Origin of the sequence: Micromonospora echinaurantiaca (assembly GCF_900090235.1) — a bacterium.
In the GTDB taxonomy this organism is placed as follows: Bacteria; Actinomycetota; Actinomycetes; order Mycobacteriales; family Micromonosporaceae; genus Micromonospora; species Micromonospora echinaurantiaca.
Map to the genome: position 1 here is coordinate 7,154,519 of NZ_LT607750.1, position 25,292 is coordinate 7,179,810.

Annotated in this window: 21 protein-coding genes and 3 tRNA genes; all 24 read left to right on the plus strand. The window is 70.2% G+C overall.

Annotated elements, in window-relative coordinates; genetic code table 11:
• Positions 1 to 318: 318 nt before the first annotated feature.
• The 24 genes from GA0070609_RS33465 to tuf all read left to right on the plus strand — a co-directional run bounded on the left by GA0070609_RS33465 (position 319) and on the right by tuf (position 25,149).
• Positions 319 to 537, plus strand: coding sequence for a hypothetical protein (locus GA0070609_RS33465; protein ID WP_146227986.1), 219 nt, complete (start codon positions 319 to 321; stop codon positions 535 to 537).
• Positions 538 to 596: 59 nt separating this feature from the next.
• Complete coding sequence (locus tag GA0070609_RS32710; RefSeq protein ID WP_088997356.1) at positions 597 to 3,125, plus strand: putative bifunctional diguanylate cyclase/phosphodiesterase; 2,529 nt, start codon at positions 597 to 599, stop codon at positions 3,123 to 3,125.
• 107 nt (positions 3,126 to 3,232) lie between these two features.
• Positions 3,233 to 3,305 (plus strand) — tRNA-Thr (locus tag GA0070609_RS32715).
• 24 nt (positions 3,306 to 3,329) lie between these two features.
• Positions 3,330 to 3,402: transfer RNA gene (locus GA0070609_RS32720), tRNA-Met, on the plus strand.
• A 132-nt stretch (positions 3,403 to 3,534) separates the two neighbouring features.
• Positions 3,535 to 3,702, plus strand: a complete 168-nt coding sequence (gene rpmG, locus GA0070609_RS32725; protein ID WP_007073056.1) for a 50S ribosomal protein L33 — start codon at positions 3,535 to 3,537, stop codon at positions 3,700 to 3,702.
• A 126-nt stretch (positions 3,703 to 3,828) separates the two neighbouring features.
• Positions 3,829 to 4,275 carry a MaoC family dehydratase N-terminal domain-containing protein gene (locus GA0070609_RS32730; protein WP_088997357.1) on the plus strand — a complete coding sequence of 149 codons (447 nt, stop codon included), beginning with the start codon at positions 3,829 to 3,831 and terminating at the stop codon, positions 4,273 to 4,275.
• Position 4,276: 1 nt separating this feature from the next.
• Entirely contained in the window at positions 4,277 to 4,669 is a 393-nt protein-coding gene (locus GA0070609_RS32735) for a MaoC family dehydratase (protein WP_088997358.1), read from the plus strand.
• Between the two features lie 128 nt (positions 4,670 to 4,797).
• Positions 4,798 to 4,870, plus strand: a tRNA-Trp gene (locus GA0070609_RS32740).
• Positions 4,871 to 5,079: 209 nt separating this feature from the next.
• The gene (gene secE, locus GA0070609_RS32745; protein WP_088997359.1) at positions 5,080 to 5,472 is read left to right on the plus strand and encodes a preprotein translocase subunit SecE; all 393 of its coding nucleotides are present in this window, start codon (positions 5,080 to 5,082) and stop codon (positions 5,470 to 5,472) included.
• A 38-nt stretch (positions 5,473 to 5,510) separates the two neighbouring features.
• Positions 5,511 to 6,233: a transcription termination/antitermination protein NusG gene (nusG, locus tag GA0070609_RS32750; protein ID WP_088997360.1), complete on the plus strand. Its 723-nt coding sequence runs from the start codon at positions 5,511 to 5,513 to the stop codon at positions 6,231 to 6,233.
• A gap of 185 nt (positions 6,234 to 6,418) precedes the next feature.
• Complete coding sequence (rplK, locus tag GA0070609_RS32755; RefSeq protein ID WP_088997361.1) at positions 6,419 to 6,850, plus strand: 50S ribosomal protein L11; 432 nt, start codon at positions 6,419 to 6,421, stop codon at positions 6,848 to 6,850.
• A gap of 80 nt (positions 6,851 to 6,930) precedes the next feature.
• Positions 6,931 to 7,647, plus strand: a complete 717-nt coding sequence (gene rplA / locus GA0070609_RS32760) for a 50S ribosomal protein L1 (protein ID WP_088997362.1) — start codon at positions 6,931 to 6,933, stop codon at positions 7,645 to 7,647.
• Between the two features lie 77 nt (positions 7,648 to 7,724).
• Positions 7,725 to 8,681: an ABC transporter ATP-binding protein gene (locus GA0070609_RS32765; protein WP_088997363.1), complete on the plus strand. Its 957-nt coding sequence runs from the start codon at positions 7,725 to 7,727 to the stop codon at positions 8,679 to 8,681.
• Positions 8,678 to 9,367 carry a hypothetical protein gene (locus tag GA0070609_RS32770; protein ID WP_088997364.1) on the plus strand — a complete coding sequence of 230 codons (690 nt, stop codon included), beginning with the start codon at positions 8,678 to 8,680 and terminating at the stop codon, positions 9,365 to 9,367. Before GA0070609_RS32765 ends, GA0070609_RS32770 begins: the two co-directional genes overlap by 4 nt.
• A 357-nt stretch (positions 9,368 to 9,724) precedes the next feature.
• Positions 9,725 to 10,270, plus strand: a complete 546-nt coding sequence (gene rplJ / locus GA0070609_RS32775) for a 50S ribosomal protein L10 (protein WP_088997365.1) — start codon at positions 9,725 to 9,727, stop codon at positions 10,268 to 10,270.
• A gap of 57 nt (positions 10,271 to 10,327) precedes the next feature.
• Positions 10,328 to 10,717: a 50S ribosomal protein L7/L12 gene (gene rplL / locus GA0070609_RS32780; protein ID WP_088997366.1), complete on the plus strand. Its 390-nt coding sequence runs from the start codon at positions 10,328 to 10,330 to the stop codon at positions 10,715 to 10,717.
• 574 nt (positions 10,718 to 11,291) lie between these two features.
• Positions 11,292 to 14,723 (plus strand): DNA-directed RNA polymerase subunit beta, encoded by a 3,432-nt coding sequence (gene rpoB, locus GA0070609_RS32785; protein WP_088997367.1) that lies wholly within the window; start codon positions 11,292 to 11,294, stop codon positions 14,721 to 14,723.
• Positions 14,724 to 14,804: 81 nt separating this feature from the next.
• Positions 14,805 to 18,695 (plus strand): DNA-directed RNA polymerase subunit beta', encoded by a 3,891-nt coding sequence (locus GA0070609_RS32790; protein ID WP_088997368.1) that lies wholly within the window; start codon positions 14,805 to 14,807, stop codon positions 18,693 to 18,695.
• Positions 18,696 to 18,795: 100 nt separating this feature from the next.
• Positions 18,796 to 19,164 carry a hypothetical protein gene (locus GA0070609_RS32795; protein WP_088997369.1) on the plus strand — a complete coding sequence of 123 codons (369 nt, stop codon included), beginning with the start codon at positions 18,796 to 18,798 and terminating at the stop codon, positions 19,162 to 19,164.
• A gap of 669 nt (positions 19,165 to 19,833) precedes the next feature.
• Positions 19,834 to 20,205 (plus strand): phage holin family protein, encoded by a 372-nt coding sequence (locus GA0070609_RS32800; protein WP_088997370.1) that lies wholly within the window; start codon positions 19,834 to 19,836, stop codon positions 20,203 to 20,205.
• A gap of 509 nt (positions 20,206 to 20,714) precedes the next feature.
• Entirely contained in the window at positions 20,715 to 21,089 is a 375-nt protein-coding gene (gene rpsL / locus GA0070609_RS32805) for a 30S ribosomal protein S12 (RefSeq protein WP_014440718.1), read from the plus strand.
• A gap of 1 nt (position 21,090) precedes the next feature.
• Complete coding sequence (rpsG, locus tag GA0070609_RS32810; RefSeq protein ID WP_046567226.1) at positions 21,091 to 21,561, plus strand: 30S ribosomal protein S7; 471 nt, start codon at positions 21,091 to 21,093, stop codon at positions 21,559 to 21,561.
• A gap of 75 nt (positions 21,562 to 21,636) precedes the next feature.
• Entirely contained in the window at positions 21,637 to 23,733 is a 2,097-nt protein-coding gene (gene fusA / locus GA0070609_RS32815; RefSeq protein WP_088997371.1) for an elongation factor G, read from the plus strand.
• A 222-nt stretch (positions 23,734 to 23,955) separates the two neighbouring features.
• On the plus strand, positions 23,956 to 25,149 hold the full coding sequence (gene tuf / locus GA0070609_RS32820) for an elongation factor Tu (RefSeq protein ID WP_088997372.1): 1,194 nt from the start codon (positions 23,956 to 23,958) through the stop codon (positions 25,147 to 25,149).
• Positions 25,150 to 25,292 lie beyond the last annotated feature (143 nt).

Genomic DNA, 25,292 nt, shown 5'->3' on the forward strand with positions numbered 1-25,292 from the left:
CGATGTGCCCGCCGCGCCGTCGTGCCGCCGGGCCGGGAGGCCAGTGGTATGGCGGGATGTGATCCGATCCGCCGGGAACGAGTCGATCAAGCGGTTACCACGGATTGCCGTGAAGGTCTTAATCCGCAGGGTGCGAAGTGGTCGGTGACGCGCGACCCCCGTGATCTGGGCTGGCTCGACGATGGCGGTGGCCCGAATGGCGCAACCTGGTCAACGCTCGGGCGGGGCGGGCTGGCGCGGCTTTTCCGTGTGCCCGCTCGTGTGGCACGATCGTGGAACCTCCACCATCCCTGTGACACTTCCCCGACAGGAGCAAACATGTCTGGTCGAAGGCTGGGCCGACTGGCTGGCTCGCTCCTCGTGCTTGCTGCCGCTGCCGCGATCGTCTACACCACCGGTCTCTACGCCATCGCCGGTAACTACCAGGCTGCCGACATCATCTGGACCATCAGCCCCGGCGACTCCGCCAGCTACCAGGCCGGCGACATCATCTGGACCGTCAGCCCGGGCGACTCCGCCGTCGACAGCGGGCTCTGACCGGAGCCATCATCATCACCGGCTGACGGCCGAGGCCGCGCCGGTTGTAGGGGAGCGGCATGGCGCAGCGTGAGCGCCCGCGACGGCGGTCGACCGACCATGCCTGGCTCATCACCGGGCCGCTCGCCCTGTTCGCCGTCGTCTGCGCCACGGTGACCGCGCTGGTCGCCGACGAGCCGGTCGGCGAGTGGCCGCAGGCGGCTCTCCTGCTGGTCGTCATGATCGGCGTCGGCATCCCGGTGCTCAACTTCGTCGTCCGGCGTCAGTCGTTCGGCGTGACGCTCACCGAGATACCGCTCGTCGTCGCGCTGTACCTGCTTCCGCCGCTCACCGTCGTGGTCATCTACACGGTGGCCTCGGTGGTCACCCAGACCCGGCACCGCTTCTCACCGGCCAAGTTCTGGTTCAACGTCGCCAAGGCGGCGGCGGGCACCTCGCTGGCCGGGCTGGTCCTGCAGGCGCTGCCGCCGATGGGGGTGGTGGGCCCTGGCACCTGGTTGAGCCTCTTCGCCGCGGTCACCGCCGTGATCCTGGTCAGCCTCGCCGCGGTGGTCGGCGTGCACACCCTGTTGCAGGGCTGGCAGGCCGGCCGGGACGCGCTCCGTACCGCTCCGCCGGCGCTGCTGACCGCGGCGATCAACGTCTCGATGGGCCTGATCATCCTGATCGCGGTCACCGCCACCTGGTGGTCGTTGGTGCTGCTGGCGGCGCTGGCCGCGGCGCTGGTCCTGGTCTACCGCTCCTACGCCCAGTTCTTCCGCCAGCACCGCACGCTCGCCGAGATGTACGACCTGACCCGGGCGATCGCCGAGCGCGGCCAGGACGGCAGCCTGGTCGACGCGCTGCTGGGCCGGGTGCGGGCCCTGATGCAGGCCGAGTACGCGACGCTCTGGCTGCCCGCCCAGGGCCGGCACCCGGAGGTGCTGCTCACCGCCCGGGTGGACGACCCGGGTCTGCTCGACGTCGTGCCGACCCCGGCCACCCTTCGTGAGCGGGCCGCGGCCGAGGGCCGGACGATCGCGGTCGGCCGGGCCTTCGACGGCGCCCAGGAGGCGCGCCGGACGTTGAGCGACGGCAAGATCAAGGATGTCGTCGTGGTGCCGCTCCGCTCCGGCCAGGCGGTCATCGGCACCCTGGAGGTCGCCAACCGGCTCAGTGACGTCGGCCACTTCAGCCCGGGCGACATTCCCATCTTCGAGACCGTGGCGGCACACGCCGCGGTCGCCCTGGAGAACTCGCGGCTGGTCGACCGGCTGCGCCACGACGCCTACCACGACGCGCTGACCAAGCTGCCCAACCGGCGCCGGATCGTCGGCGCGCTGGACGAGTCGGTCCGGATCCGGGCACCCGGCGAGGTGGTCGCGCTGCTGCTCTTCGACGTCGACGGGCTGCGCCAGGTCAACGAGTCGCTCGGTCACGCCGCCGGCGACAAGGTGCTCGCCGAGGTCGCCGACCGGTTGCGCGCCTGCGCGCCGTCGGCCGCCCTGGTCGGCCGGGCCGGCGGCGACGAATTCCTGGTGACGCTGCGACTGGAGAGCGTCGACGCGGCCCTCGACCTCGCCGCCCAGCTGCGCGAGCAGATCCGCGACGAGATGGTCTTCGACGGGCTCACCCTGGACGTCGACACGGCGGTCGGGGTGGCCGTACACCCGGATCACGGCAGCGACGCGGCCTCCCTGCTGCAACGGGTCGACCTGGCGGCGACGGCGGCGAAGTCGGTGCCGGGCAGCGTGCAGCTGTTCAACCCGGCGCTGGAGTCCCGGTCGCTGCGCCGGCTCGGCCTCGCCGGCGACCTGCGGCGGGCGCTCGACGACGGCGAGCTGAAGGTCTACTTCCAGCCCAAGGTGACCCTGCGGGACCGCCGGCTGGTCGGGGTGGAGTGCCTGGCCCGCTGGGAGCACCCGGCGCACGGCACGGTCGCCCCGGAGGACTTCGTGGCGGTGGCCGAGCACACCGGCCAGCTCGGCCGGCTCACCGAGTTCGTGCTCCGGGAAGGGCTGCGGCGCAGCCGGGACTGGACGCCCGGCGGCCAGCCGCTCGCGGTCGCGGTCAACCTCTCCGCCCGTACGCTCACCGACCAGCACTTCCCGGCCCGGGTCGCCGAACTGCTCGACGAGTACGGCGTACCGCCGCACCGGCTCACCCTGGAGATCAAGGAGTCCGGGGTGCTGGACGGCACCGACCGGCCCATCCCGACCCTGCGTCGGCTGCGCGACCTCGGCGTACGGCTCTCGGTGGACGACTTCGGCACCGGCGACTCGTCCCTGGCCCACCTGCGCCGACTGCCGGTGCACGAGGTCAAGGTCGACCGTTCGTTCGTGCAGGGCATGGCCACCGACCCGGGCGACCTGGCGATCGTGAACGCGGTGGTCACCCTCTCCCAGCAGTTCGGGCTGGCGGTGGTGGCCGAGGGCGTGGAGAGCGAGCTGACCCTGGAGCTGCTGCAGGACATCGGCTGCGAGATCGGGCAGGGCTTCCTGTTCAGCCGCCCACTGCCGTACGAGCGGCTGGAGGCCTGGTTCGGCGCCCAGGTGGACCCGGAAACGATCACCGCGGGCGAGCTTCCGCGCCTGCGTGTGGTGCCCTGAGCTGGGCGAACACCCCGGTGCGGGGTGGGCGGGGGATCCGATTTCACCTCCGGCGCGGGGCCGTGTAGTCTTACCCCTGCGCGTCACCCCCCGGGGAGATCGCGCAGGCCCCCTTAGCTCAGTCGGCAGAGCGTCTCCATGGTAAGGAGAAGGTCTACGGTTCGATTCCGTAAGGGGGCTCGAGGGTTCAGCTGGACCCACCGCGGCGGTGTAGCTCAGATGGCAGAGCAAGCGGCTCATAATCGCTGTGTCGCCGGTTCAAGTCCGGCCACCGCTACTCTCGTCCTCCGGGCGTGTTCCTGGTGGTCAGTAGGACGGGCGCCACTGGCGCCCACTTTGCATGTCCGCGTAGTCAGCGCGTAGGCTGATGCGCCGTAGTTGTTACCCGTAGCGAGGAAGGCACTCCGCCGTGGCGAAGGCGACCGATGTCCGGCCGAAGATCACTTTGGCGTGTGTGGAGTGCAAGGAGCGCAACTACATCACGCGCAAGAACCGTCGTAACGACCCGGACCGCATCGAGCTGAAGAAGTTCTGCCCGCGCGACGGCCGGCACACGGTCCACCGCGAGACCCGCTGACCTGCGGCCGGCCCCGCCGGCCCGGTCCACAGCACACCCGAGCGCCGATCTGTACGGCACGGCGCGGCTTCGAGCCGCCGCCGACCGCGCAGATCGGCGCTCGCGTTCTGCGTGTAGGTTCGCGGCATGTCCCTGGACCCGTCCTTCGTCGGCCGGAGCTACCCGCCGACCGCCCCGTACCAGGTGGGCCGAGAGAAGATCCGCGAGTTCGCGACGGCGATCGGCGCCACCGACCCGGCCCACCACGATCCGGAGGCCGCCCGCGCGCTCGGCCACCCGGACGTGGTCGCCCCGCCGACCTTCCCCGTGGTGATCACGATGGCCGCCAGCCGGCAGATCATCGAGGACCCGGCGCTGGGCGTCGACTACAGCCGCGTCGTGCACGGCGACCAGCGGTTCGCGTACACCCGCCCGGTGGTGGCCGGTGACGAGCTGGTCTGCGTCAACACCGTGGAGGACGTCACCTCCCGCGGTGGGCACGGCTTCCTGACCACCCGTACCGAGGTCAGCACCGTCGCCGGGGAGCCGGTGGTCACCGTCTGGTCCAAGATCGTCGTGCGTGGGGAGGGCTGAGATGGAACTGCCCGCCAAGACCTTCCGGGTCACCCGGGCGGACCTGGTCCGCTACGCCGGCGCCTCCGGCGACTTCAACCCGATCCACTGGAGCGACCGGACGGCCACCAAGGTGGGCCTGCCCGGGGTGATCGCCCACGGCATGTTCACCATGGCGCTGGTCGGCCGGGCGGTCACCGAGTGGGCCGGCGCGCCGGACGCGGTGGTCGACTACGGCGTCCGCTTCACCCGGCCGGTGGTCGTCCCGGACGACGACCAGGGCACCGAGATCGAGGTGACCGCGGTGGTCCGGGAGGTCACCGAGGACGGCCTGACCAGGCTCGACGTGACCGCCACCTGCCTCGGCGAGAAGGTGCTGTCGCAGGCCCGGGCGACCATCCGGACGGCCCGCTGAGCGGGCTCGCGACGCGCGATGGGCAGACCGGTTGGGAAAGTCGTGCCGCTACCCGTACACTGGTCCGCCGTGGGGCAATCGACCCCTGCCCGGCCGTGCGCGGTCGGGTGGGGCGAGCGTTGCCGCACAGGGGTGTAGCTCAATTGGCAGAGCAGCGGTCTCCAAAACCGCAGGCTGCAGGTTCAAGTCCTGTCACCCCTGCGCCTCAGGCCTGACCGTTCCCGTGGGTCGCGCCGCCGTCCGGCGGCGTTCGGCCCGTGGTGGTGGCATTGGCGGGGTGGCTCCGAGGCATCGGGCCCCCGGTTGATCCGCCGGCCGCGGCCCGTCGCGGGACGGTTGGTCCGGCCGGCGTGACCAAGCGCCGCGCACGCCGACGGCGTGCGACCCCGACATCCCGCACGGAGGGCGAAGTGGCCGACAACAAGCGGCGCGGCGAGGACGCCGGCGACGACCGTCTGCACGACGAGGTCGTCGACGACGTGGCCGACGACGACGCCACCGACGCGGAGGAGCCGGTCTCCCGGGGCGGCGGCACCGCCACCCGGTCCCGGGCCAAGGCGGAGTCGGCCGACCGGCCGAAGACCCGGGCCGAGACCGACAGGGTGGGCCTCTTCGGCCGCATCGCCCGATTCATCCGCGAGGTCGTCGCCGAACTGCGTAAGGTCATCTGGCCGACGCGCAAGGAGCTGCTGACCTACACCGCCGTGGTGGTCGCCTTCGTCGCGGTGATGCTGACGATCGTGGCCGGCCTGGACTACGCCTTCGCCAAGGGCGTGCTGTGGGTCTTCGGCAACCCCAGCTGACCGGCTGACTGTGCCGATAGTGACGGAAGTGAGCGAGCGTGCCTGAGTACGACGAGACCGCCGGACCCGAGGACGAGCAGTCCACGGTGGCGACGGCGGCTGGTGACGAGTCGGTCGAGGCCGCCAGCGAGCCGGAGTTCCCCACCAGTGAGCCCGCGCCCGACGAGGACTACGACCCGGTCGCCGAGCTGCGCCAGAAGCTGCGCTACGCGCCGGGCGACTGGTACGTGGTGCACTCGTACGCCGGCTACGAGAACAAGGTCAAGACCAACCTCGAGACCCGGATCACGTCCCTCGACATGGAGGACTACATCTACCAGGTCGAGGTGCCGACCCGGGAAGAGGTCGAGGTCAAGAACGGCAAGCGGTCCCAGGTGCAGGCCAAGGTCTTCCCGGGCTACATCCTGGTCCGGATGGAGCTGACTGCCGAGTCGTACTCCTGCGTGCGCAACACGCCGGGGGTCACCGGCTTCGTCGGCGCGACCGACCGGGCCGACCGCCCGGCGCCGCTCTCCCTCGACGAGGTGCTCAAGTGGCTGGCGCCGGCCGTCGAGACCGAGCAGAAGAAGGCCAAGCCCGAGGTCAAGGTCCTCGACTTCGAGGTCGGCGACTCGGTCACCGTCACCGACGGCGCCTTCGCCTCGCTGCCGGCCACGATCAGTGAGATCAACGCCGACCAGCAGAAGCTCAAGGTGTTGGTGTCGATCTTCGGCCGCGAGACGCCGGTCGAGCTGAACTTCAACCAGGTCGCCAAGATCTGACGTACGTCGGCACCGGCGGTGGGCCTCGCGGCCGGCCGCCGGTGCGTCGTTTCGCCGCCCGCCGGACCTCGGCCGGAGGGGCGGTGGACGGCTGCGCTACCCTAGAACGTCGGCTGTCCGCACCGCGCTGACCGTGCGCGCCCGCTGGCCGGCGACAATCCCAGTTCCAAGCCCCAGGAAGAGACATGCCTCCGAAGAAGAAGCTCGTCAAGACGTTCACGCTTCAGCTGCCGGCGGGCCAGGCCACCCCGGCGCCGCCGGTCGGCCCCGCGCTCGGCCAGCACGGCGTGAACATCATGGAGTTCTGCAAGTCCTACAACGCGCAGACCGAGTCCCAGCGGGGCGACATCGTCCCCGCCGAGATCAGCGTGTACGAGGACCGGACCTTCACCTTCGTGCTGAAGACCCCGCCCGCCGCCCGGCTGCTGATCAAGGCCGCCGGCGTGCAGAAGGGCTCCGGTGTCCCGCACAAGGAGAAGGTCGGCTCGGTCACCCGCGCCCAGCTGCGCGAGATCGCCGAGAAGAAGATGGCCGACCTGAACGCCAACGACATCGACCACGCTGAGAAGATCATCGCCGGCACCGCTCGGTCGATGGGCCTCGACGTCACCGACTGATCCCGGTCACCACCAGATCCAGTTCGTGGGAGGGCGCGCGGACGCCGCGGCCCGCCATAGACCACAGGAGTTACCAGAACATGCAGCGCAGCAAGAGCTACCGCAAGGCCGCCGAGGTCATCGACCGGTCCAAGCTCTACACCCCCGCCGAGGCCGTGAAGCTGGCCAAGGAGACCACCAACGTCAAGTTCGACGCCACGGTCGAGGTCGCCATGCGCCTCGGCGTCGACCCCCGCAAGGCGGACCAGATGGTCCGCGGCACGGTCAACCTGCCGCACGGCACCGGTAAGACCGCCCGCGTGATCGTCTTCGCCGCCGGCGCGAAGGCCGAGGAGGCCGCCGCGGCGGGTGCCGACGAGGTGGGCACCGACGAGCTGGTCGCCCGGATCCAGGGTGGTTGGCTCGACTTCGACGCGGCGATCGCCACGCCGGACCAGATGGCCAAGATCGGCCGGATCGCGCGGATCCTGGGCCCGCGCGGTCTCATGCCGAACCCGAAGACCGGCACGGTGACCATGGACGTCACCAAGGCGGTGCAGGACATCAAGGGCGGCAAGATCACCTTCCGGGTGGACAAGCACTCGAACCTGCACCTGATCATCGGCAAGTCGTCCTTCTCCGAGGCGCAGCTGGTCGACAACTACGCCGCGGTCCTCGACGAGGTGCTGCGGGCCAAGCCGTCCGCGGCGAAGGGCACGTACCTCAAGAAGGTCACCCTCACCACCACCATGGGCCCGGGCGTCCCGGTCGACCCGAAGCTGGTGAAGAACCTCCAGGAGGCCCCGGCCGAGGGCTGAGCATCCGCTCCCGCAACGGGGCGTCGCCACACCGTGGCGGCGCCCCGTCCGCGTTCTGCTGTGGCAGGCTTCACCGCATGCGGCTGGAGAACGTCTGGTTGCGGTACCGCCGGCGGGGGCCGTGGGTGCTGCGCGGCACGGACGCCCGGATCGACCCGGGTGAGGTGGTGGTCGTGCTCGGCCGCAACGGCGCCGGGAAGTCCACCCTGCTGCAGGTCGCGGCGGGGGTGCTGCGGCCGGTCCGGGGCCGGGTCACCGATCGGCCCGGTCGGGTCGGCTGGGTCCCCGAGCGGTTCCCCGCCGACCAGCCCTTCACCGTGGCGCGCTACCTGACCGCGATGGCGCGGGTCGCCGGCCTCGACGCCGCGGCCGCCGGCCGGGCGGTGGCCGACTGGACCTCGCGGCTCGGCCTGTCCGCGTTCCGCGACGTACGGCTGCCGGAGCTGTCCAAGGGCACCGCGCAGAAGGTCGGTCTGGCCCAGGCGATGCTCCGCCGGCCCGGCCTGCTGGTGCTCGACGAGCCCTGGGAGGGGCTGGACGCCGGCGCCCGCGAGCTGGTCCCGGCGGTGATCGACGAGGTGCTGGCCACCGGCGGCTCGGTGCTGGTCAGCGACCACCGCGGCGAGACCGTCCGGCTGCCCGGCGCGCGGCACTGGACGGTGGCCGACGGCACGGTCACCGAGGAGGCGTCGGTCGGCTCGGCGATGGCCGTGGTCGAGGTCGCGGTGCCCGCCGCGCGGGTCGCCGGCGCCGTCGCCCGGTTGCGCGCCGAGGGCCACCACGTCCTGCGGGTACGTCCCGCCGAGCCCGCGTCGTCCGGCCCCGGTGTCGACCAGCCCGCCGAGCCCACGTCGTCCGGCCCTGGTGTCGACCCGGCCGTCGAGCCCGGTACCGGGCCCGCGTCGCCCGGTTCGGGTGGCCCGGTCGGCTCCGGGCCGACGTCGTCCGGTCCGGCCGCGGGCCGGGCGGCGGAGCCGGCGCCCGCCGCGGGGGTGGCTGCCGAGGCCGGGCCGATCACCGGGGCGCCCCGATGATCGCGCTGGTCCGGCTGCGGCTGGCTGGCTTCCTGCGTACCGGCCGGGCGCTCGCCCCGGTGCTGGCCGGCCTGGTTGCGCTCGGCGTCCTGTACGGCGGCGGCCGCGCCCAGCCGGGGGAGGCGTACGGCGTCTCGGCGGCGGTGCTCTTCCCGGTGCTCGCCTGGCAGACCAAGGTGCTGCTGGACGTCGAGCCGGACGGCCAGCGCCGGCTGGCCCGGGTGGTGGCCGGGGTCCGGGGCGAGCAGGTGGCCGGGCTGTTGGCGGCCGGCGTGGCGGGGCTCGGCACGGTGGCCGTCGCGCTGGTCTTTCCGTGGCTGGTCGGCGGCGTCACCGGTCCGGTCGAGCCGGGGGACCACGCCGTGGTGATCGGCGTCACCCTCGGCGCTTGGGCGCACCTGCTGGTCGTACCGGCCGCGGTGGCGCTCGGCGCGCTGGCCAGCCGGGCCAGTACGGGCAGCGCGGGGTACGGCGTCGCGGTGCTGGCGGTCGGCGGGGTCGGCGCGGTTGTCCTCGGCCTGAGCGGCTCGGTCGCCCCTTGGCTGGCGCCGCCGGTGATGGCGACCGCCCGGGCGGTCGCCGGCGACCCGACCCTGCCGAGCGGCGCGCTGCTCACCGCGTGGGCGGCCGGCTGGAGCGCGGTCGCCCTCGCCGGCTACTCCTGGCGCCGCCGTTCCCGCCCCTGAGTGCCGGGCCCGCCGGCGCCGGGGCAGCCGGCCGGCCGGGGGAGTGAGCCGGGCCACCCGGGGGGCGATTTGGCGGCTGCCGGAGGCGTCGCGTAACCTTGGCCGCGAAGTTCCACCCAGAGACCGCTGGTCACCGTGCTCCGGCACGGTCGAAGGTCCCGCGACGACGGGCGACCCGCGCAGGGCGGCAAGCGAAAATCGGCAGTTCAGCATGGTCCGCCGACCGTGCCTGCGGCTGCCGGCCCTCGCCCCGTGCGCCCTGCGCCGGGGCTTTCCTCGTTGTCGTGTCGCCTCCGCCACCGTCGACAGCTCCGCTGCCCGACGGTGACCAGCCTCGAGCAACGAGAGAGGAGGGACATGGCGGACAAGCCGATCCGGGCCGACAAGGCCACGGCCGTCGCTGAGCTGACCGAGAGCTTCCGCACCGCGGGCGCCACGGTGCTGACCGAGTACCGCGGTCTGACGGTTTCCCAGCTCACCCAGCTGCGGCGCTCGCTCGGCAAGGAGACCACCTACACCGTCGCGAAGAACACGCTGGCCAAGCGTGCCGCGACGGACGCGGGCATCGCCGGCCTCGACGAGCTGTTCACCGGTCCTACCGCGCTGACTTTCGTTTCGGGCGACGTCGTCGAGGCGGCGAAGGGCCTTCGCGACTTCGCGAAGGCCAACCCGAAGCTCGTCATCAAGGGCGGTGTCTTCGAGGGCAAGGCCATTTCCGCGGCCGAGGTCACGAAGCTCGCCGACCTGGAGTCCCGTGAGGTGCTGCTGGCCAAGCTGGCCGGCGCGATGAAGGGCAACCTGAGCAAGGCCGCGGCCCTGTTCCAGGCTCCGCTCTCCAAGGCCGCCCGTGCGGCGGCCGCCCTGGCGGACAAGCGCGAGAAGGAGGGCGCCGAGGCGGCCTGAGGCCTCCCGGCGTACCCAGTTCAGTCTTAGTAGATCCAGTTGGAAAGGACGCCAGACATGGCGAAGCTCAGCACCGACGAGCTGCTCGACGCGTTCAAGGAGATGACGCTGATCGAGCTCTCCGAGTTCGTGAAGCAGTTCGAGGAGACCTTCGAGGTCACCGCCGCCGCCCCGGTCGCCGTGGCCGCGGGTGCCCCGGCCGCCGGTGGCGCCGCTGCCCCGGCCGAGGAGGAGAAGGACGAGTTCGACGTCATCCTCGAGGCTGACGGCGGCAAGAAGATCCAGGTCATCAAGGTCGTGCGCGAGCTGACCGGCCTGGGCCTCAAGGAGGCCAAGGACCTGGTCGAGGCCGCGCCGAAGCCGGTCCTGGAGAAGGCCAACAAGGAGACCGCCGAGAAGGCGAAGGCCAAGCTCGAGGGCGAGGGCGCCAAGGTCACCCTCAAGTGACCTGAGGTACGACCAGGCGCGCGTCCGGCTCACGTGAGCCGGGGCACACCGCGTCGCGGCGGGCGGTGATCCGGGACCGGATCGCCGCCCGCCGTGTTGGTGGACCCGGCCGGCAGCGGCGTGAGCAGGGCGTCCGTCGCCCGGTGCGGAGCGTGCGGCGACCCGGTGTCGGTAGTCCGTCGGTGGGAAAGACGCGCGACCCGGTTACCGGCCCTTGACGCGGCACCGGCCTGCCAGGCACGCTGACACCAGCAAGACCTTCCGCGCTTGCAACGGCCACCACTTGGGTAATGGCAGCGGCAGCACCACCGGCCGCGGCATCCCGAGCGGCCCGGCGGGAACGTCGCGTTCCGAGCGGCCCGGTCGACCCGGTTTCCAGGGTCCCGAGGCACGTTCCGCGACGACCTGCGGGGTGGGCTGGACAGCGGTTAGCCTCTCGGCTACACTGCTAGTTTGCGCTGCCTTCCGACTTGACCCCTGCTCGGAAATGTCCGTTTCCGGATATTTCTGGTGGGGTCATTGGAGTGCACGCGTACCAGCCGTTCTGCAGCACCGGTCCTCGGAAGGACGCATCTTGGCAGCTTCCCGCCCTGCGAAGACCAGTCGTACGTCGAGCGCTTTCGCTCCCCGCCGAGTTTCATTCGGCAGGATCACCGAACACCTCGAGGTCCCCAACCTCCTCGCCATCCAGAACGAGTCCTTCGACTGGCTCGTCGGCAACGAGGCTTGGCAGGGCCGGTCGGCGGACGACCCGCACGCACGCTCGGGTCTCGCGGAGATCCTCGACGAGATCAGTCCCATTGAGGACTTCTCCGGCACCATGTCGCTCTCCTTCTCGGCTCCGCGCTTCGACGAGGTGAAGGCCTCGATCGAGGAGTGCAAGGAGAAGGACCTCACCTACTGCGCGCCGCTCTTCGTGACCGCGGAGTTCACCAACAACACCACCGGCGAGATCAAGAGCCAGACGGTGTTCATGGGTGACTTCCCGATGATGACGCCGAAGGGCACCTTCATCATCAACGGCACCGAGCGCGTCGTGGTCAGCCAGCTCGTCCGGTCCCCGGGCGTCTACTTCGACAAGCAGCCGGACAAGACCTCCGACCGCGACCTCTCCAGCGTCAAGGTCATCCCGAGCCGGGGTGCCTGGCTGGAGTTCGACATCGACAAGCGCGACACGGTCGGCGTCCGCATCGACCGCAAGCGCCGGCAGGCCGTCACGGTCCTGCTCAAGGCCATCGGATGGTCGGCCGAGCAGATCCGTGAGCGGTTCGGCTGGTCCGAGCTGATGATGACCACGCTCGAGAAGGACCACATCGCCGGCCAGGACGAGGCGCTCCTCGACATCTACCGCAAGCTGCGCCCCGGCGAGCCGCCGACGCGCGAGAACGCCCAGACCCTGCTCGACAACCTCTTCTTCAACCCGAAGCGGTACGACGTCGCCAAGGTCGGTCGGTACAAGTTCAACAAGAAGCTCCAGCTGGACGTGCCGATCACCACCGGCACGCTGACCGAGGACGACATCGTCGCCACCGTGGAGTACCTCTGCCGGCTGCACGCCGGTGAGGAGGGCTACGAGGCCGACGACATCGACCACTTCGGCAACCGGCGCCTGCGTACCGTGGGCGAGCTCATCCAGAACCAGGTCCGGGTGGGCCTGTCCCGGATGGAGCGGGTCGTCCGGGAGCGGATGACCACCCAGGACGTCGAGGCGATCACGCCGCAGACCCTGATCAACATCCGCCCGGTGGTGGCGGCGATCAAGGAGTTCTTCGGCACCTCGCAGCTGTCCCAGTTCATGGACCAGACCAACCCGCTGGCGGGCCTGACCCACCGGCGCCGGCTGAGCGCGCTCGGCCCGGGTGGTCTGTCCCGGGAGCGGGCCGGCTTCGAGGTCCGTGACGTGCACCCGTCCCACTACGGCCGGATGTGCCCGATCGAGACGCCGGAAGGCCCGAACATCGGTCTGATCGGCGCGCTGTCCACCTTCGCCCGGGTCAACCCGTTCGGCTTCATCGAGACGCCGTACCGGAAGGTCGTCGACGGTCGGGTCACCGACCAGATCGACTACCTGACCGCGGACGAGGAGGACCGGTTCGTCAAGGCGCAGGCCAACGCGCCGCTGAAGGCGGACGGCTCGTTCGCCGAGGACCGCGTCCTGGTCCGCCGTAAGGGCGGCGAGACCGAGGACGTCCCGCCGGCGGCCGTGGACTACATGGACGTGTCGCCGCGGCAGATGACCTCGGTCGCGACCGCGATGATCCCGTTCCTCGAGCACGACGACGCCAACCGGGCGCTGATGGGCGCGAACATGCAGCGCCAGGCGGTGCCGCTGGTCAAGGCCGAGTCGCCGCTGGTCGGCACCGGCATGGAGTACCGGGCCGCGGTCGACGCCGGCGACGTGGTGGTCGCCGAGGTCGGCGGTGTGGTCGAGGACCTCTGCGCCGACTACATCACCGTGCACCAGGACGACGGCCACCGTCGTACCTACCTGCTGCACAAGTTCCGCCGCTCCAACGCCGGCTCCTGCGTCAACCAGAAGCCGGTGGTCTTCGAGGGCGACCGCGTCGAGGCCGGCCAGGTCATCGCCGACGGTCCGTGCACCGACGAGGGCGAGATGGCGCTCGGGCGCAACCTGCTCGTGGCGTTCATGACCTGGGAGGGGCACAACTACGAGGACGCGATCATCCTGTCGCAGCGCCTCGTGCAGCAGGACGTGCTCACCTCGATCCACATCGAGGAGCACGAGGTCGACGCCCGGGACACCAAGCTCGGCCCGGAGGAGATCACCCGCGACATCCCGAACGTCAGCGAGGAGATGCTCGCCGACCTCGACGAGCGCGGCATCATCCGGATCGGCGCCGAGGTCGTCCCCGGCGACATCCTGGTCGGCAAGGTCACGCCCAAGGGCGAGACCGAGCTGACCCCGGAGGAGCGGCTGCTCCGCGCGATCTTCGGTGAGAAGGCGCGCGAGGTCCGGGACACCTCGCTGAAGGTGCCGCACGGTGAGACCGGCACGGTCATCGGCGTGCGTACCTTCTCCCGGGAGGACGGCGACGAGCTGCCCCCGGGCGTCAACGAGCTGGTCCGGGTCTACGTCGCCCAGAAGCGGAAGATCCAGGACGGCGACAAGCTCGCCGGCCGGCACGGCAACAAGGGCGTCATCTCCAAGATCCTGCCGATCGAGGACATGCCGTTCCTGGAGGACGGCACCCCGGTCGACATCGTGCTCAACCCGCTCGGTGTGCCGAGCCGGATGAACATCGGCCAGGTGCTGGAGACGCACCTCGGCTGGGTGGCCAAGACCGGCTGGAGCGTCGACGGTGACGACGCCGAGTGGAAGCGCCAGCTCCGCTCGATCGAGGCGCACGAGTCCGAGCCGGACACCAACGTGGCCACGCCGGTCTTCGACGGTGCCCGCGAGGAGGAGATCTCCGGTCTGCTCGCGTCGACCCTGCCCAACCGGGACGGCAAGCAGCTGATCGGCTCCAGCGGCAAGGCGCAGCTGTTCGACGGTCGCTCCGGCGAGCCGCTGCCGGACCCGATCGCGGTCGGCTACATCTACATCCTGAAGCTCAACCACCTGGTCGACGACAAGATCCACGCCCGGTCGACCGGCCCGTACTCGATGATCACGCAGCAGCCGCTGGGTGGTAAGGCGCAGTTCGGTGGCCAGCGCTTCGGTGAGATGGAGTGCTGGGCGATGCAGGCCTACGGCGCCGCGTACGCGCTGCAGGAGCTGCTGACCATCAAGTCCGACGACGTCCTCGGCCGGGTCAAGGTCTACGAGGCCATCGTCAAGGGCGAGAACATCCCCGAGCCGGGCATCCCGGAGTCGTTCAAGGTGCTGCTCAAGGAGCTGCAGTCGCTGTGCCTCAACGTCGAGGTGCTCTCCAGCGACGGTGTGGCCCTGGAGATGCGCGAGACCGACGACGAGGTGTTCCGGGCCGCGGAGGAGCTGGGCATCGACCTGTCCCGGCGCGAGCCGAGCTCGGTCGAAGAGGTCTGAGGTGAGCGGTCGGGAGCCGGCTGGCCGGCTCCCGACCCCACCCACTAGCTAAGCAGTACAGACGACGACATAGGGGACATAGTGCTCGACGTCAACTTCTTCGACGAGCTGCGTATCGGCCTCGCCACCGCTGACGACATCCGTCAGTGGTCCCACGGCGAGGTCAAGAAGCCTGAGACGATCAACTACCGCACCCTGAAGCCGGAAAAGGACGGGCTCTTCTGCGAGAAGATCTTCGGTCCGCAGCGGGACTGGGAGTGCTACTGCGGTAAGTACAAGCGGGTCCGGTTCAAGGGCATCATCTGCGAGCGCTGCGGCGTCGAGGTGACCCGGTCCAAGGTCCGTCGTGAGCGGATGGGGCACATCGAGCTGGCCGCTCCGGTGACCCACATCTGGTACTTCAAGGGCGTGCCGAGCCGGCTGGGCTACCTGCTGGACCTCGCCCCCAAGGACCTCGAGAAGATCATCTACTTCGCCTCGTACGTCGTGACGAGCGTGGACGCCGAGGCGCGTCACCGCGACCTCTCGACCATCGAGAACGAGATCCTGGCCGAGAAGCGGCAGGCCGAGAACAGCCGCGATTCGGAGATCGAGAAGCGGGCCGCCAAGCTCGAGGCCGACCTGGCCGAGCTGGAGGCCGAGGGTGCCAAGGCGGACGTCCGGCGCAAGGTCAAGGAGGGCGGAGAGCGCGAGATGCGCCAGATCCGCGACCGGGCCCAGCGCGAGATCGACCGCCTGGACGAGGTGCTGGACACCTTCCGCAAGCTGGAGCCGAAGCAGCTGGTCACCGACGAGCTGCTCTACCGCGAGCTGCGGGACCGGTTCGGTGAGTACTTCACCGGCGGCATGGGCGCCGAGGCGATCAAGGCGCTGGTCCAGAACATGGACCTCGACGCCGAGGCCGAGAGCCTGCGGGAGACCATCCGCTCCGGCAAGGGCCAGCGGAAGATCCGTGCGCTCAAGCGGCTGAAGGTCGTGGCGGCGTTCCTCAACACCCGCAACTCGCCGCTCGGCATGGTGCTGGACTGCGTCCCGGTCATCCCGCCGGACCTGCGCCCGATGGTGCAGCTCGACGGTGGCCGCTTCGCGACCTCCGACCTGAACGACCTGTACCGCCGCGTGATCAACCGGAACAACCGGCTCAAGCGGCTGATCGACCTCGGCGCGCCCGAGATCATCGTGAACAACGAGAAGCGGATGCTGCAGGAGGCCGTTGACGCGCTGTTCGACAACGGCCGCCGCGGCCGGCCGGTCACCGGCCCGGGCAACCGTCCGCTGAAGTCGCTGTCCGACATGCTCAAGGGCAAGCAGGGCCGGTTCCGGCAGAACCTGCTGGGCAAGCGCGTCGACTACTCCGGCCGTTCGGTCATCGTGGTCGGCCCGAAGCTCAAGCTGCACCAGTGCGGCCTGCCCAAGCAGATGGCGCTGGAGCTGTTCAAGCCGTTCGTGATGAAGCGGCTGGTCGACCTCAACCACGCGCAGAACATCAAGTCCGCCAAGCGGATGGTCGAGCGGCAGCGGCCGGTCGTGTGGGACGTGCTGGAAGAGGTCATCGGCGAGCACCCGGTGCTGCTCAACCGGGCGCCGACCCTGCACCGTCTGGGCATCCAGGCCTTCGAGCCGCAGCTGGTCGAGGGCAAGGCCATCCAGATCCACCCGCTGGTCTGCACCGCGTTCAACGCCGACTTCGACGGTGACCAGATGGCGGTGCACGTGCCGCTGTCCGCCGAGGCCCAGGCCGAGGCGCGGATCCTGATGCTGTCGTCGAACAACATCCTCAAGCCGGCCGACGGCAAGCCGGTCACCATGCCCACCCAGGACATGGTCATCGGTCTCTACCACCTCACCCACCTCACGCCCGACGAGAAGGGTGCGGGCCGGGCGTTCAGCTCGGACGCCGAGGCGCGGATGGCGTACGACAACGGCGAGCTGCACCTGCAGGCTCCGGTGAAGATCCGGCTGCGCGGCGTGGTCGGGGTCGACAACGGCGCCGGCGCCGAGCCGTGGACCGCCCCGGAGGGCTGGGTCGAGGGTGACCCGCTGACCGTGGAGACCACCCTCGGCCGGGTGCTGTTCAACGAGACGCTGCCCCCGGGCTACCGCTTCGTGAACTACGAGATCCGCAAGGGTCAGCTCTCCGCGATCGTCAACGACCTCGCCGAGCGCTTCCCGAAGGTGGCCCTGGCGGCCACCCTGGACGGGCTCAAGGAGGCCGGCTTCCACTGGGCCACCTGGTCCGGCGTGACGATCGGCATGGAGGACGTCATTGCTCCGCCGCGCAAGGCGGAGATCCTGGAGCGGTACGAGAAGGAAGCCGACCGGATCGACAAGCAGTACCAGCGTGGTCTGATGACCGCCGAGGAGCGTCGCGGCGAGCTCATCGAGATCTGGACCAAGGCGACCAACGAGGTCGCCAAGGAGATGGACACCGCGCTGCCGCAGGAGAACCCGCTGTGGAAGATGATCAACTCGGGTGCCCGCGGTAACCTGCTCCAGCTCCGGCAGATCGCGGCGATCCGTGGTCTGGTGGCCAACCCGAAGGGTGAGATCATCCCGCGGCCGATCAAGGCCAGCTACCGGGAGGGTCTGTCCGTGCTGGAGTACTTCATCTCCACGCACGGTGCCCGTAAGGGTCTCGCCGACACCGCGCTGCGTACCGCCGACTCGGGTTACCTGACCCGTCGTCTGGTGGACGTCTCGCAGGACGTCATCATCCGCGAGGAGGACTGCGGCACCGACCGGGCGATCCCGATGCAGATTGGGCAGCGCACCGAGGACGGCCGGCTCGTCGTGCACGAGCACGCGGAGACCAGCGTGCACGCCCGTACCCTGGCCGACGACATCAAGGGGCCGGACGGCACCGTCGTCGCCGAGCGGGGCGCGGACATCAACTCGATCCTGGTCGACAAGATCGTCGCCGCCGGGGTGGAGTCGGTGCGGGTGCGCAGCGTGCTCACCTGCGAGTCGAAGCTGGGCGTCTGCGGTGCGTGCTACGGCCGCTCGCTGCCGACCGGCAAGACCGTGGACGTCGGCGAGGCGGTCGGCATCATCGCCGCCCAGTCGATCGGTGAGCCGGGTACGCAGCTGACGATGCGTACCTTCCACACCGGTGGTGTCGCGGGTGAGGACATCACCCAGGGTCTGCCGCGTGTCCAGGAGATCTTCGAGGCCCGGGTGCCGAAGGGTAAGGCGCCCATCGCCGACACCCCCGGCCGGATCCGGATCGAGGACGGCGAGCGGTCGCGGAAGATCATCGTGGTGCCGGACGACGGCAGCGACGAGATCGTCTACGACAAGATCTCCAAGCGGGTCCGGCTGCGGGCCCACGACGGCGATCACGTCGAGGTCGGCGAGAAGCTCACCGAGGGCACCATCGACCCGCACGAGCTGCTGCGCATCCTCGGCCCGCGCGCGGTCCAGGTCCACCTGACCCAGGAGGTCCAGGAGGTCTACCGCTCGCAGGGTGTGCTCATCCACGACAAGCACATCGAGATCATCATCCGCCAGATGCTCAAGCGGGTGACGGTCATCGACTCCGGCTCGACCGAGTTCCTGCCGGGCGTGCTGGTCGACCGGGCGCTGTTCGAGTCGGAGAACCGCCGGCTCGTCTCGGAGGGCGGCGAGCCCGCCGCCGGTCGCCCGGTGCTGATGGGTATCACCAAGGCCTCGCTGGCCACGGACTCCTGGCTGTCGGCGGCCTCCTTCCAGGAGACCACCCGGGTGCTGACGGACGCGGCGATCCACGCCCGCAGCGACTCGCTGATCGGCCTCAAGGAGAACGTGATCATCGGTAAGCTCATCCCGGCCGGTACCGGTATCAGCAAGTACCGCAACGTCCGGGTCGAGCCGACCGAGGAGGCGAAGGCCAAGGTCTACTCGATGACCGGCTACCCGGAGACCGACTACGGCTTCGGGCCGGCCAGCGGCCAGGCGGTGCCGCTGGACGACTTCGACTTCGGGTCGTACCGCTAATCGCACCAACGCACGAGGCCCCCGGCAGCCGCCGGGGGCCTCGTCGTGTCCGGGCCGGGAGTGCCTGCCGGTGGCGCGGGGCCGGGGCATGATGGTGGGCATGACGACAGCACCCGGGCAGGTGCCCGTCGCCCCGCAGCCGCTGCGCCACCCGCTCGACCCGGACCCGGCCCGGGCCACCAAGGCCAGGGCGGTCTTCGCGCTGGGGCTGATCGGCGCGCTCACCGGCCTGTTCCTGGGCGGGGTGGTGCCCGCCACGGTGGCGCTCCAACTGGCCCGGCAGGCGCGCCGGGAGGCGTACGCCTCGGGTGGTTTCCTGACCGGCGCGGCCTGGCTGCGGCGGGGTGAGCAGCTGGCCTGGACGGGCCTGGTGCTGGCAGCGGTCAGCCTGGTGGTCGCCGTGGTGGTCGGCGTGGTCCGGCTGGCCGACGCGCCCTTCGGCCAGGACTTCGCGCCGAACGTGGACTGACGCCGGCGAGGGACCCCGTCCCCGCCGGGCACGGCCGCCGTGCGTCGCGGCGGTAGCCTGGCCGGTGTCCGTCGCGCGGCGGTGGACGCCGACGGCCGACAGGAGGAGTTCGTGACGGATCCGGCGCGCCCCACGGGCGGTGACCCCGGGCAGCCCGCGTCTCCGGCGTCCCCCGCGTCTCCGGCGTCCCCGACGTCCGGTCCGTCCGAGTCGCGGGTCGGGGGACCGGGGGTGGCGCAGTCCGCAGCCGAGGGGGCCGGCAACCGGTCCGACCAGCCTCCCGCGAGCCCCTGGGGATCCCCGTCGGGCCAGCCGCCGGCGAGCCCGTGGAGTGCCTCGCCCAGCCAGGCGTCCGGAAACTCCTGGGGGGTGCCGTCCGGCCAGCCAGCAGCCAGCCCGTGGAGTGCTCCCCACGGTCAGCCGTCCGGGAGCCCGCCGGGCCACCAGCCGGCGAATCCGTGGGGAGCGCCGTCGGGCCAGCCGCCGGCGCACCCGTCGGGGCAGCCTGCGGTGGGTCCGTGGGGTGGCCCGGCCGGCCAGCCGGCGGGGGGCCAGCCGGCGCCGGGTGCGTGGGGGCCGCCCGCGCCCGGCTGGGGTGGGCCCCCGCCCGGCGGACCGGGGCTGCCCCCGCCACCCCGGGAGACGGCCCGCCCGAGCCGGGTAGACCCGGTGCCCGGTACGCCGTTCGCCGTGGTGCACCTCGACGTGCCGCCGGTCACCTCGGGCCTGGCGGTGGGCTCGCTGGTGGCCGGGGTGGCCGCGATCCTGGTCTCGGTGCTGGTCTTCTGCTTCGGGGCGACCGGGGCGTCCGCCGGCGGCGTCTGGGCCGCTGGCGCGTTCACCGTGCTGGGCGTGCTGGCCGGGGCCGGCGCCGTGGTGGCCGGCCTGCTCGCCCGGCGGCAGATCCGCCGCCCGGCGCCGCCGCCCGGGGTCCGGTTCACCGGTCGGGGCCTGGCCGTGGCGGGGATCAGCTGCGGCGGGGCGGGGCTGGGGCTCAGCCTGCTCGGGTTGGCGCTGGCGGTGCTGCTCTCGCTGAGCTGAGCGGCCGGGTCGCCGGCTGCCCGGGCCGACGTCCAGCAGGTGGGACCGGTCGGTCGGGGCCGACGGGCCGCGCCGCCGAGAAGCCGGTACACTTGTGTCTGTAGGTGCCCATCACGGCGGTCGGGTGCGATGGAGCGATCAACGGGCGGTCACACGTCCGGGTGAGCCACTCCGTTTTGACCTGCACGGCTGTGGTAGGTACTCTTTCCCCTTGTGCCCGGGCCAGCCCGGGCAACTCGTGCGTGCGCTGGTTCCGGTGAGTCCGGGCAGCGGCCGACAGGCACGACAGAGCCAGAAGACCCGGCGCGCGGAGAGTCGTGTGCCGGCGACAGACCCCGGTACGTGCGCGAGCGTCCGCACCGGGACCGTGATCTGGGCGACACGCCCGACCGCGGGTGCCGGGACTCCGCGAGGGGACCTGGTCGGAATGTAAGAGGGTCGATCACCAGATCGGCTACGGCAGACGGCGCGGCCGCACCACCTGCGGCCGAAGGGAGCGGAGAAACCCGGTGCCCACGATCCAGCAGCTGGTCCGAAAGGGCCGCCAGGCGAAGACGAGCAAGACCAAGACCCCGGCGCTGAAGGGTTCCCCTCAGCGGCGCGGCGTGTGCACCCGCGTGTACACCACCACCCCGAAGAAGCCGAACTCGGCGCTGCGCAAGGTCGCTCGTGTCAAGCTCAGCAGCCAGATCGAGGTGACCGCCTACATCCCGGGTGTCGGCCACAACCTGCAGGAGCACTCGATCGTGCTCGTCCGCGGCGGCCGGGTGAAGGACCTCCCCGGCGTGCGGTACAAGATCGTCCGCGGCTCGCTGGACACCCAGGGTGTCCGCAACCGCAAGCAGGCGCGCAGCCGTTACGGCGCGAAGAAGGAGAAGAGCTGACATGCCGCGTAAGGGACCCGCTCCGCGGCGGCCGCTGGTCGCTGACCCGGTGTACAACTCGCCGCTGGTCACCCAGTTGGTCAACAAGATCCTGCTGCGCGGCAAGCGCCAGCTCGCCGAGCGCATCGTGTACGCGGCCCTCGAGGGCTGCCGGGAGAAGTCCGGCACCGACCCGGTCGTCACCCTGAAGCGGGCGATGGACAACGTCAAGCCGACCCTCGAGGTGCGCAGCCGCCGGGTCGGTGGCGCCACCTACCAGGTGCCGGTCGAGGTCCGTCCGGCCCGGGCGACCACCCTGGGCCTGCGCTGGCTGGTCACCTACTCCCGCGCCCGGCGCGAGAAGACCATGGTCGAGCGGCTGATGAACGAGCTGCTGGACGCGAGCAACGGCCTCGGTGCCGCCGTCAAGCGGCGCGAGGACACGCACAAGATGGCCGAGTCCAACAAGGCCTTCGCGCACTACCGCTGGTAACACCCTGGTTCCGGCGCTCACGAGGCGCCGGAACCGCCACCAGTTGTGTCGAGACGACGATAAGTAGGGATTGAAGTGGCCGCCGCAGACGCGCTCGCCAACGTACGCAACATCGGCATCATGGCGCACATCGATGCCGGTAAGACCACTACCACCGAGCGGATCCTGTTCTACACCGGTATCACCTACAAGATCGGTGAGGTCCACGAGGGCGCTGCCGTCATGGACTGGATGGAGCAGGAGCAGGAGCGCGGTATCACCATCACTTCCGCCGCCACCAAGTGCGAGTGGAAGGGCCACACGATCCAGATCATCGACACGCCCGGCCACGTCGACTTCACGGTCGAGGTCGAGCGGTCGCTGCGGGTCCTGGACGGTGCGGTCGCGGTATACGACGGTGTCGCCGGCGTGGAGCCCCAGACGGAGAACGTCTGGCGGCAGGCGGACAAGTACAACGTGCCCCGGATGTGCTTCGTCAACAAGCTCGACCGGACCGGCGCGGACTTCTTCCGCTGCGTGCAGATGATGATCGACCGGCTCAACGCGACCCCGCTCGTCCTGCAGGTGCCGATCGGCGCCGAGTCCGACTTCGTCGGTGTCGTGGACCTCGTCGGCATGCGTGCCCTCACCTGGCGCGGGGAGACCCAGAAGGGTGAGGACTACGCGATCGAGGAGATCCCGGCCGAGCTGGCGGACACCGCCGCCGAGTGGCGCGAGAAGCTCCTGGAGACCCTGGCCGACGTCGACGACTCGGTGATGGAGAAGTACCTCGAGGGCGAGGAGATCTCCGTCGAGGACATCCAGACCGGTATCCGCCGCGCCACCATCGCGGGCAAGGCCAACCCGGTGCTGTGCGGCACCGCGTTCAAGAACAAGGGCATCCAGCCCATGCTCGACGCGGTCGTCGCCTACCTGCCGTCGCCGCTGGACATCCCGGCGATCGAGGGCACCGCGACCGACGGCGAGACCCCGATGCAGCGGAAGCCGTCGACCTCGGAGCCGTTCTCGGGCCTGGCCTTCAAGATCCAGACCGACAAGCACCTCGGCAAGCTCACCTACGTCCGGGTCTACTCCGGCGTGGTCGAGTCCGGGTCCCAGGTGGTCAACTCCACCAAGGACCGCAAGGAGCGGATCGGCAAGATCTACCAGATGCACGCCAACAAGCGGGAGGAGCGCAGCTCCGCCAAGGCTGGCGACATCATCGCGGTGCAGGGTCTCAAGCAGACCACCACCGGTGACACCCTGTGCGACCCGGCGAACCCGGTCATCCTGGAGTCGATGACCTTCCCGGAGCCGGTCATCGAGGTCGCCATCGAGCCGAAGACCAAGGCTGACCAGGAGAAGCTCAGCACCGCCATCCAGCGGCTGGCCGAGGAGGACCCGACCTTCCGCGTCAAGCTGGACGAGGAGACCGGCCAGACGGTCATCTCCGGCATGGGCGAGCTGCACCTGGACATCCTGGTCGACCGGATGCGCCGCGAGTTCAACGTCGAGGCGAACATCGGTAAGCCGCAGGTGGCGTACCGCGAGACCATCCGCCGCACGGTGGAGAAGGTCGAGTACACCCACAAGAAGCAGACCGGTGGTTCCGGCCAGTACGCCCGGGTGATCATCAGCCTGGAGCCGCTGCCGCTGGACAACGACTCGCCGACCTACGAGTTCGCCAACGCCGTCACCGGTGGCCGGATCCCCCGGGAGTTCATCCCGTCGGTGGACGCCGGCGCCCAGGACGCCATGCAGTACGGCATCCTCGCCGGCTTCCCGCTGGTGGGTGTCAAGCTGACCCTGGTGGACGGCCAGTACCACGAGGTCGACTCGTCCGAGATGGCGTTCAAGATCGCCGGCTCGATGGCGCTGAAGGAGGCGGCCCGCAAGGCCGACCCGGCGCTGCTCGAGCCGATGATGGCCGTTGAGGTCACCACTCCGGAGGAGAACATGGGTGACGTCATCGGCGACCTCAACTCCCGCCGTGGCATCATCCAGGCGATGGAGGAGCGCGGCGGTGCCCGCGTCGTCCGCGCCCTGGTGCCGTTGTCGGAGATGTTCGGCTACGTCGGCGACCTGCGGTCGAAGACCCAGGGCCGGGCTAGCTACAGCATGCAGTTCGACTCCTACGCCGAGGTTCCGGCCTCGGTGGCCAAGGAGATCATCGCCAAGGCGACTGGTGAGTGACGCTCGCCTGAGCTGATCCGATGAGCCGGGTCTGGTCGCGGGAGGGTTCTCCCGCCCGCGGCCACCTCGGTCGGAATGTGTGAATCCGGGCCTGTAGGCTTCATCGCCGCAGAACCCACAAAGGCTCTCCGGCCGTCAGGTCGGAAAGGCTGTCGACAGAGTCCTAAGCGCCGACCGGCGCACCGGGGCGAACGAACCAAGAAAGTCCACAGGAGGACACCAGTGGCGAAGGCGAAGTTCGAGCGGACTAAGCCGCACGTCAACATCGGCACCATTGGTCACATCGACCACGGTAAGACGACGCTGACGGCGGCCATCACCAAGGTCCTGCACGACCAGTACCCGGACCTGAACCCGTACACGCCGTTCGACGAGATCGACAAGGCGCCCGAGGAGAAGGCCCGCGGCATCACGATCTCGATCGCGCACGTCGAGTACCAGACCGAGGCGCGGCACTACGCGCACGTCGACTGCCCCGGTCACGCCGACTACATCAAGAACATGATCACCGGTGCCGCGCAGATGGACGGCGCGATCCTGGTGGTCGCGGCGACCGACGGCCCGATGCCGCAGACCCGCGAGCACGTGCTGCTGGCCCGCCAGGTCGGCGTGCCGTACATCGTCGTGGCGCTCAACAAGAGCGACATGGTCGACGACGAGGAGCTCCTGGAGCTCGTCGAGCTCGAGGTCCGTGAGCTGCTCTCGTCGCAGGAGTACCCGGGTGACGACCTGCCGGTCGTGCGGGTCTCGGCGCTGAAGGCCCTCGAGGGTGACCCCGAGTGGACCGGCAAGCTGATGGACCTGATGACCGCTGTCGACACCGCGATCCCGCAGCCGGAGCGCGAGACCGACAAGCCGTTCCTGATGCCGATCGAGGACGTCTTCACGATCACCGGTCGTGGCACCGTCGTCACCGGTCGCGCGGAGCGCGGCGTGCTCAAGCCGAACGAGGAGGTGGAGATCGTCGGCATTCGCGAGAAGTCGATCAAGACCACCTGCACCGGCATCGAGATGTTCCGCAAGCTGCTCGACGAGGCCCGCGCGGGTGAGAACGTCGGTCTGCTGCTGCGTGGCATCAAGCGCGAGGACGTCGAGCGCGGCATGGTCGTCATCAAGCCGGGCACCACGACCCCGCACACGGAGTTCGAGGCGACGGTCTACATCCTCTCCAAGGAGGAGGGCGGCCGGCACACCCCGTTCTTCCAGAACTACCGTCCGCAGTTCTACTTCCGGACCACGGACGTCACCGGTGTCGTCACGCTCCCCGAGGGCACCGAGATGGTCATGCCGGGTGACAACACCACCATGACGGTGAAGCTGATCCAGCCCATCGCCATGGAGGAGAACCTCAAGTTCGCGATCCGCGAGGGTGGCCGCACCGTCGGCGCCGGGTTCGTCACCAAGATCATCAAGTGAGCTGGGTAACCCCGATTAGACCCGCCGCCGGTCGTGCGGCATACTAGTCAGGTTGCGTAACGACAGTTCGTCGCTCGCGTTCGGCTTTCGCCGAACCTCCGGGCGGTAGGACAGTCGAGCGTAGGGTGGTTGGCGGCCCGTCC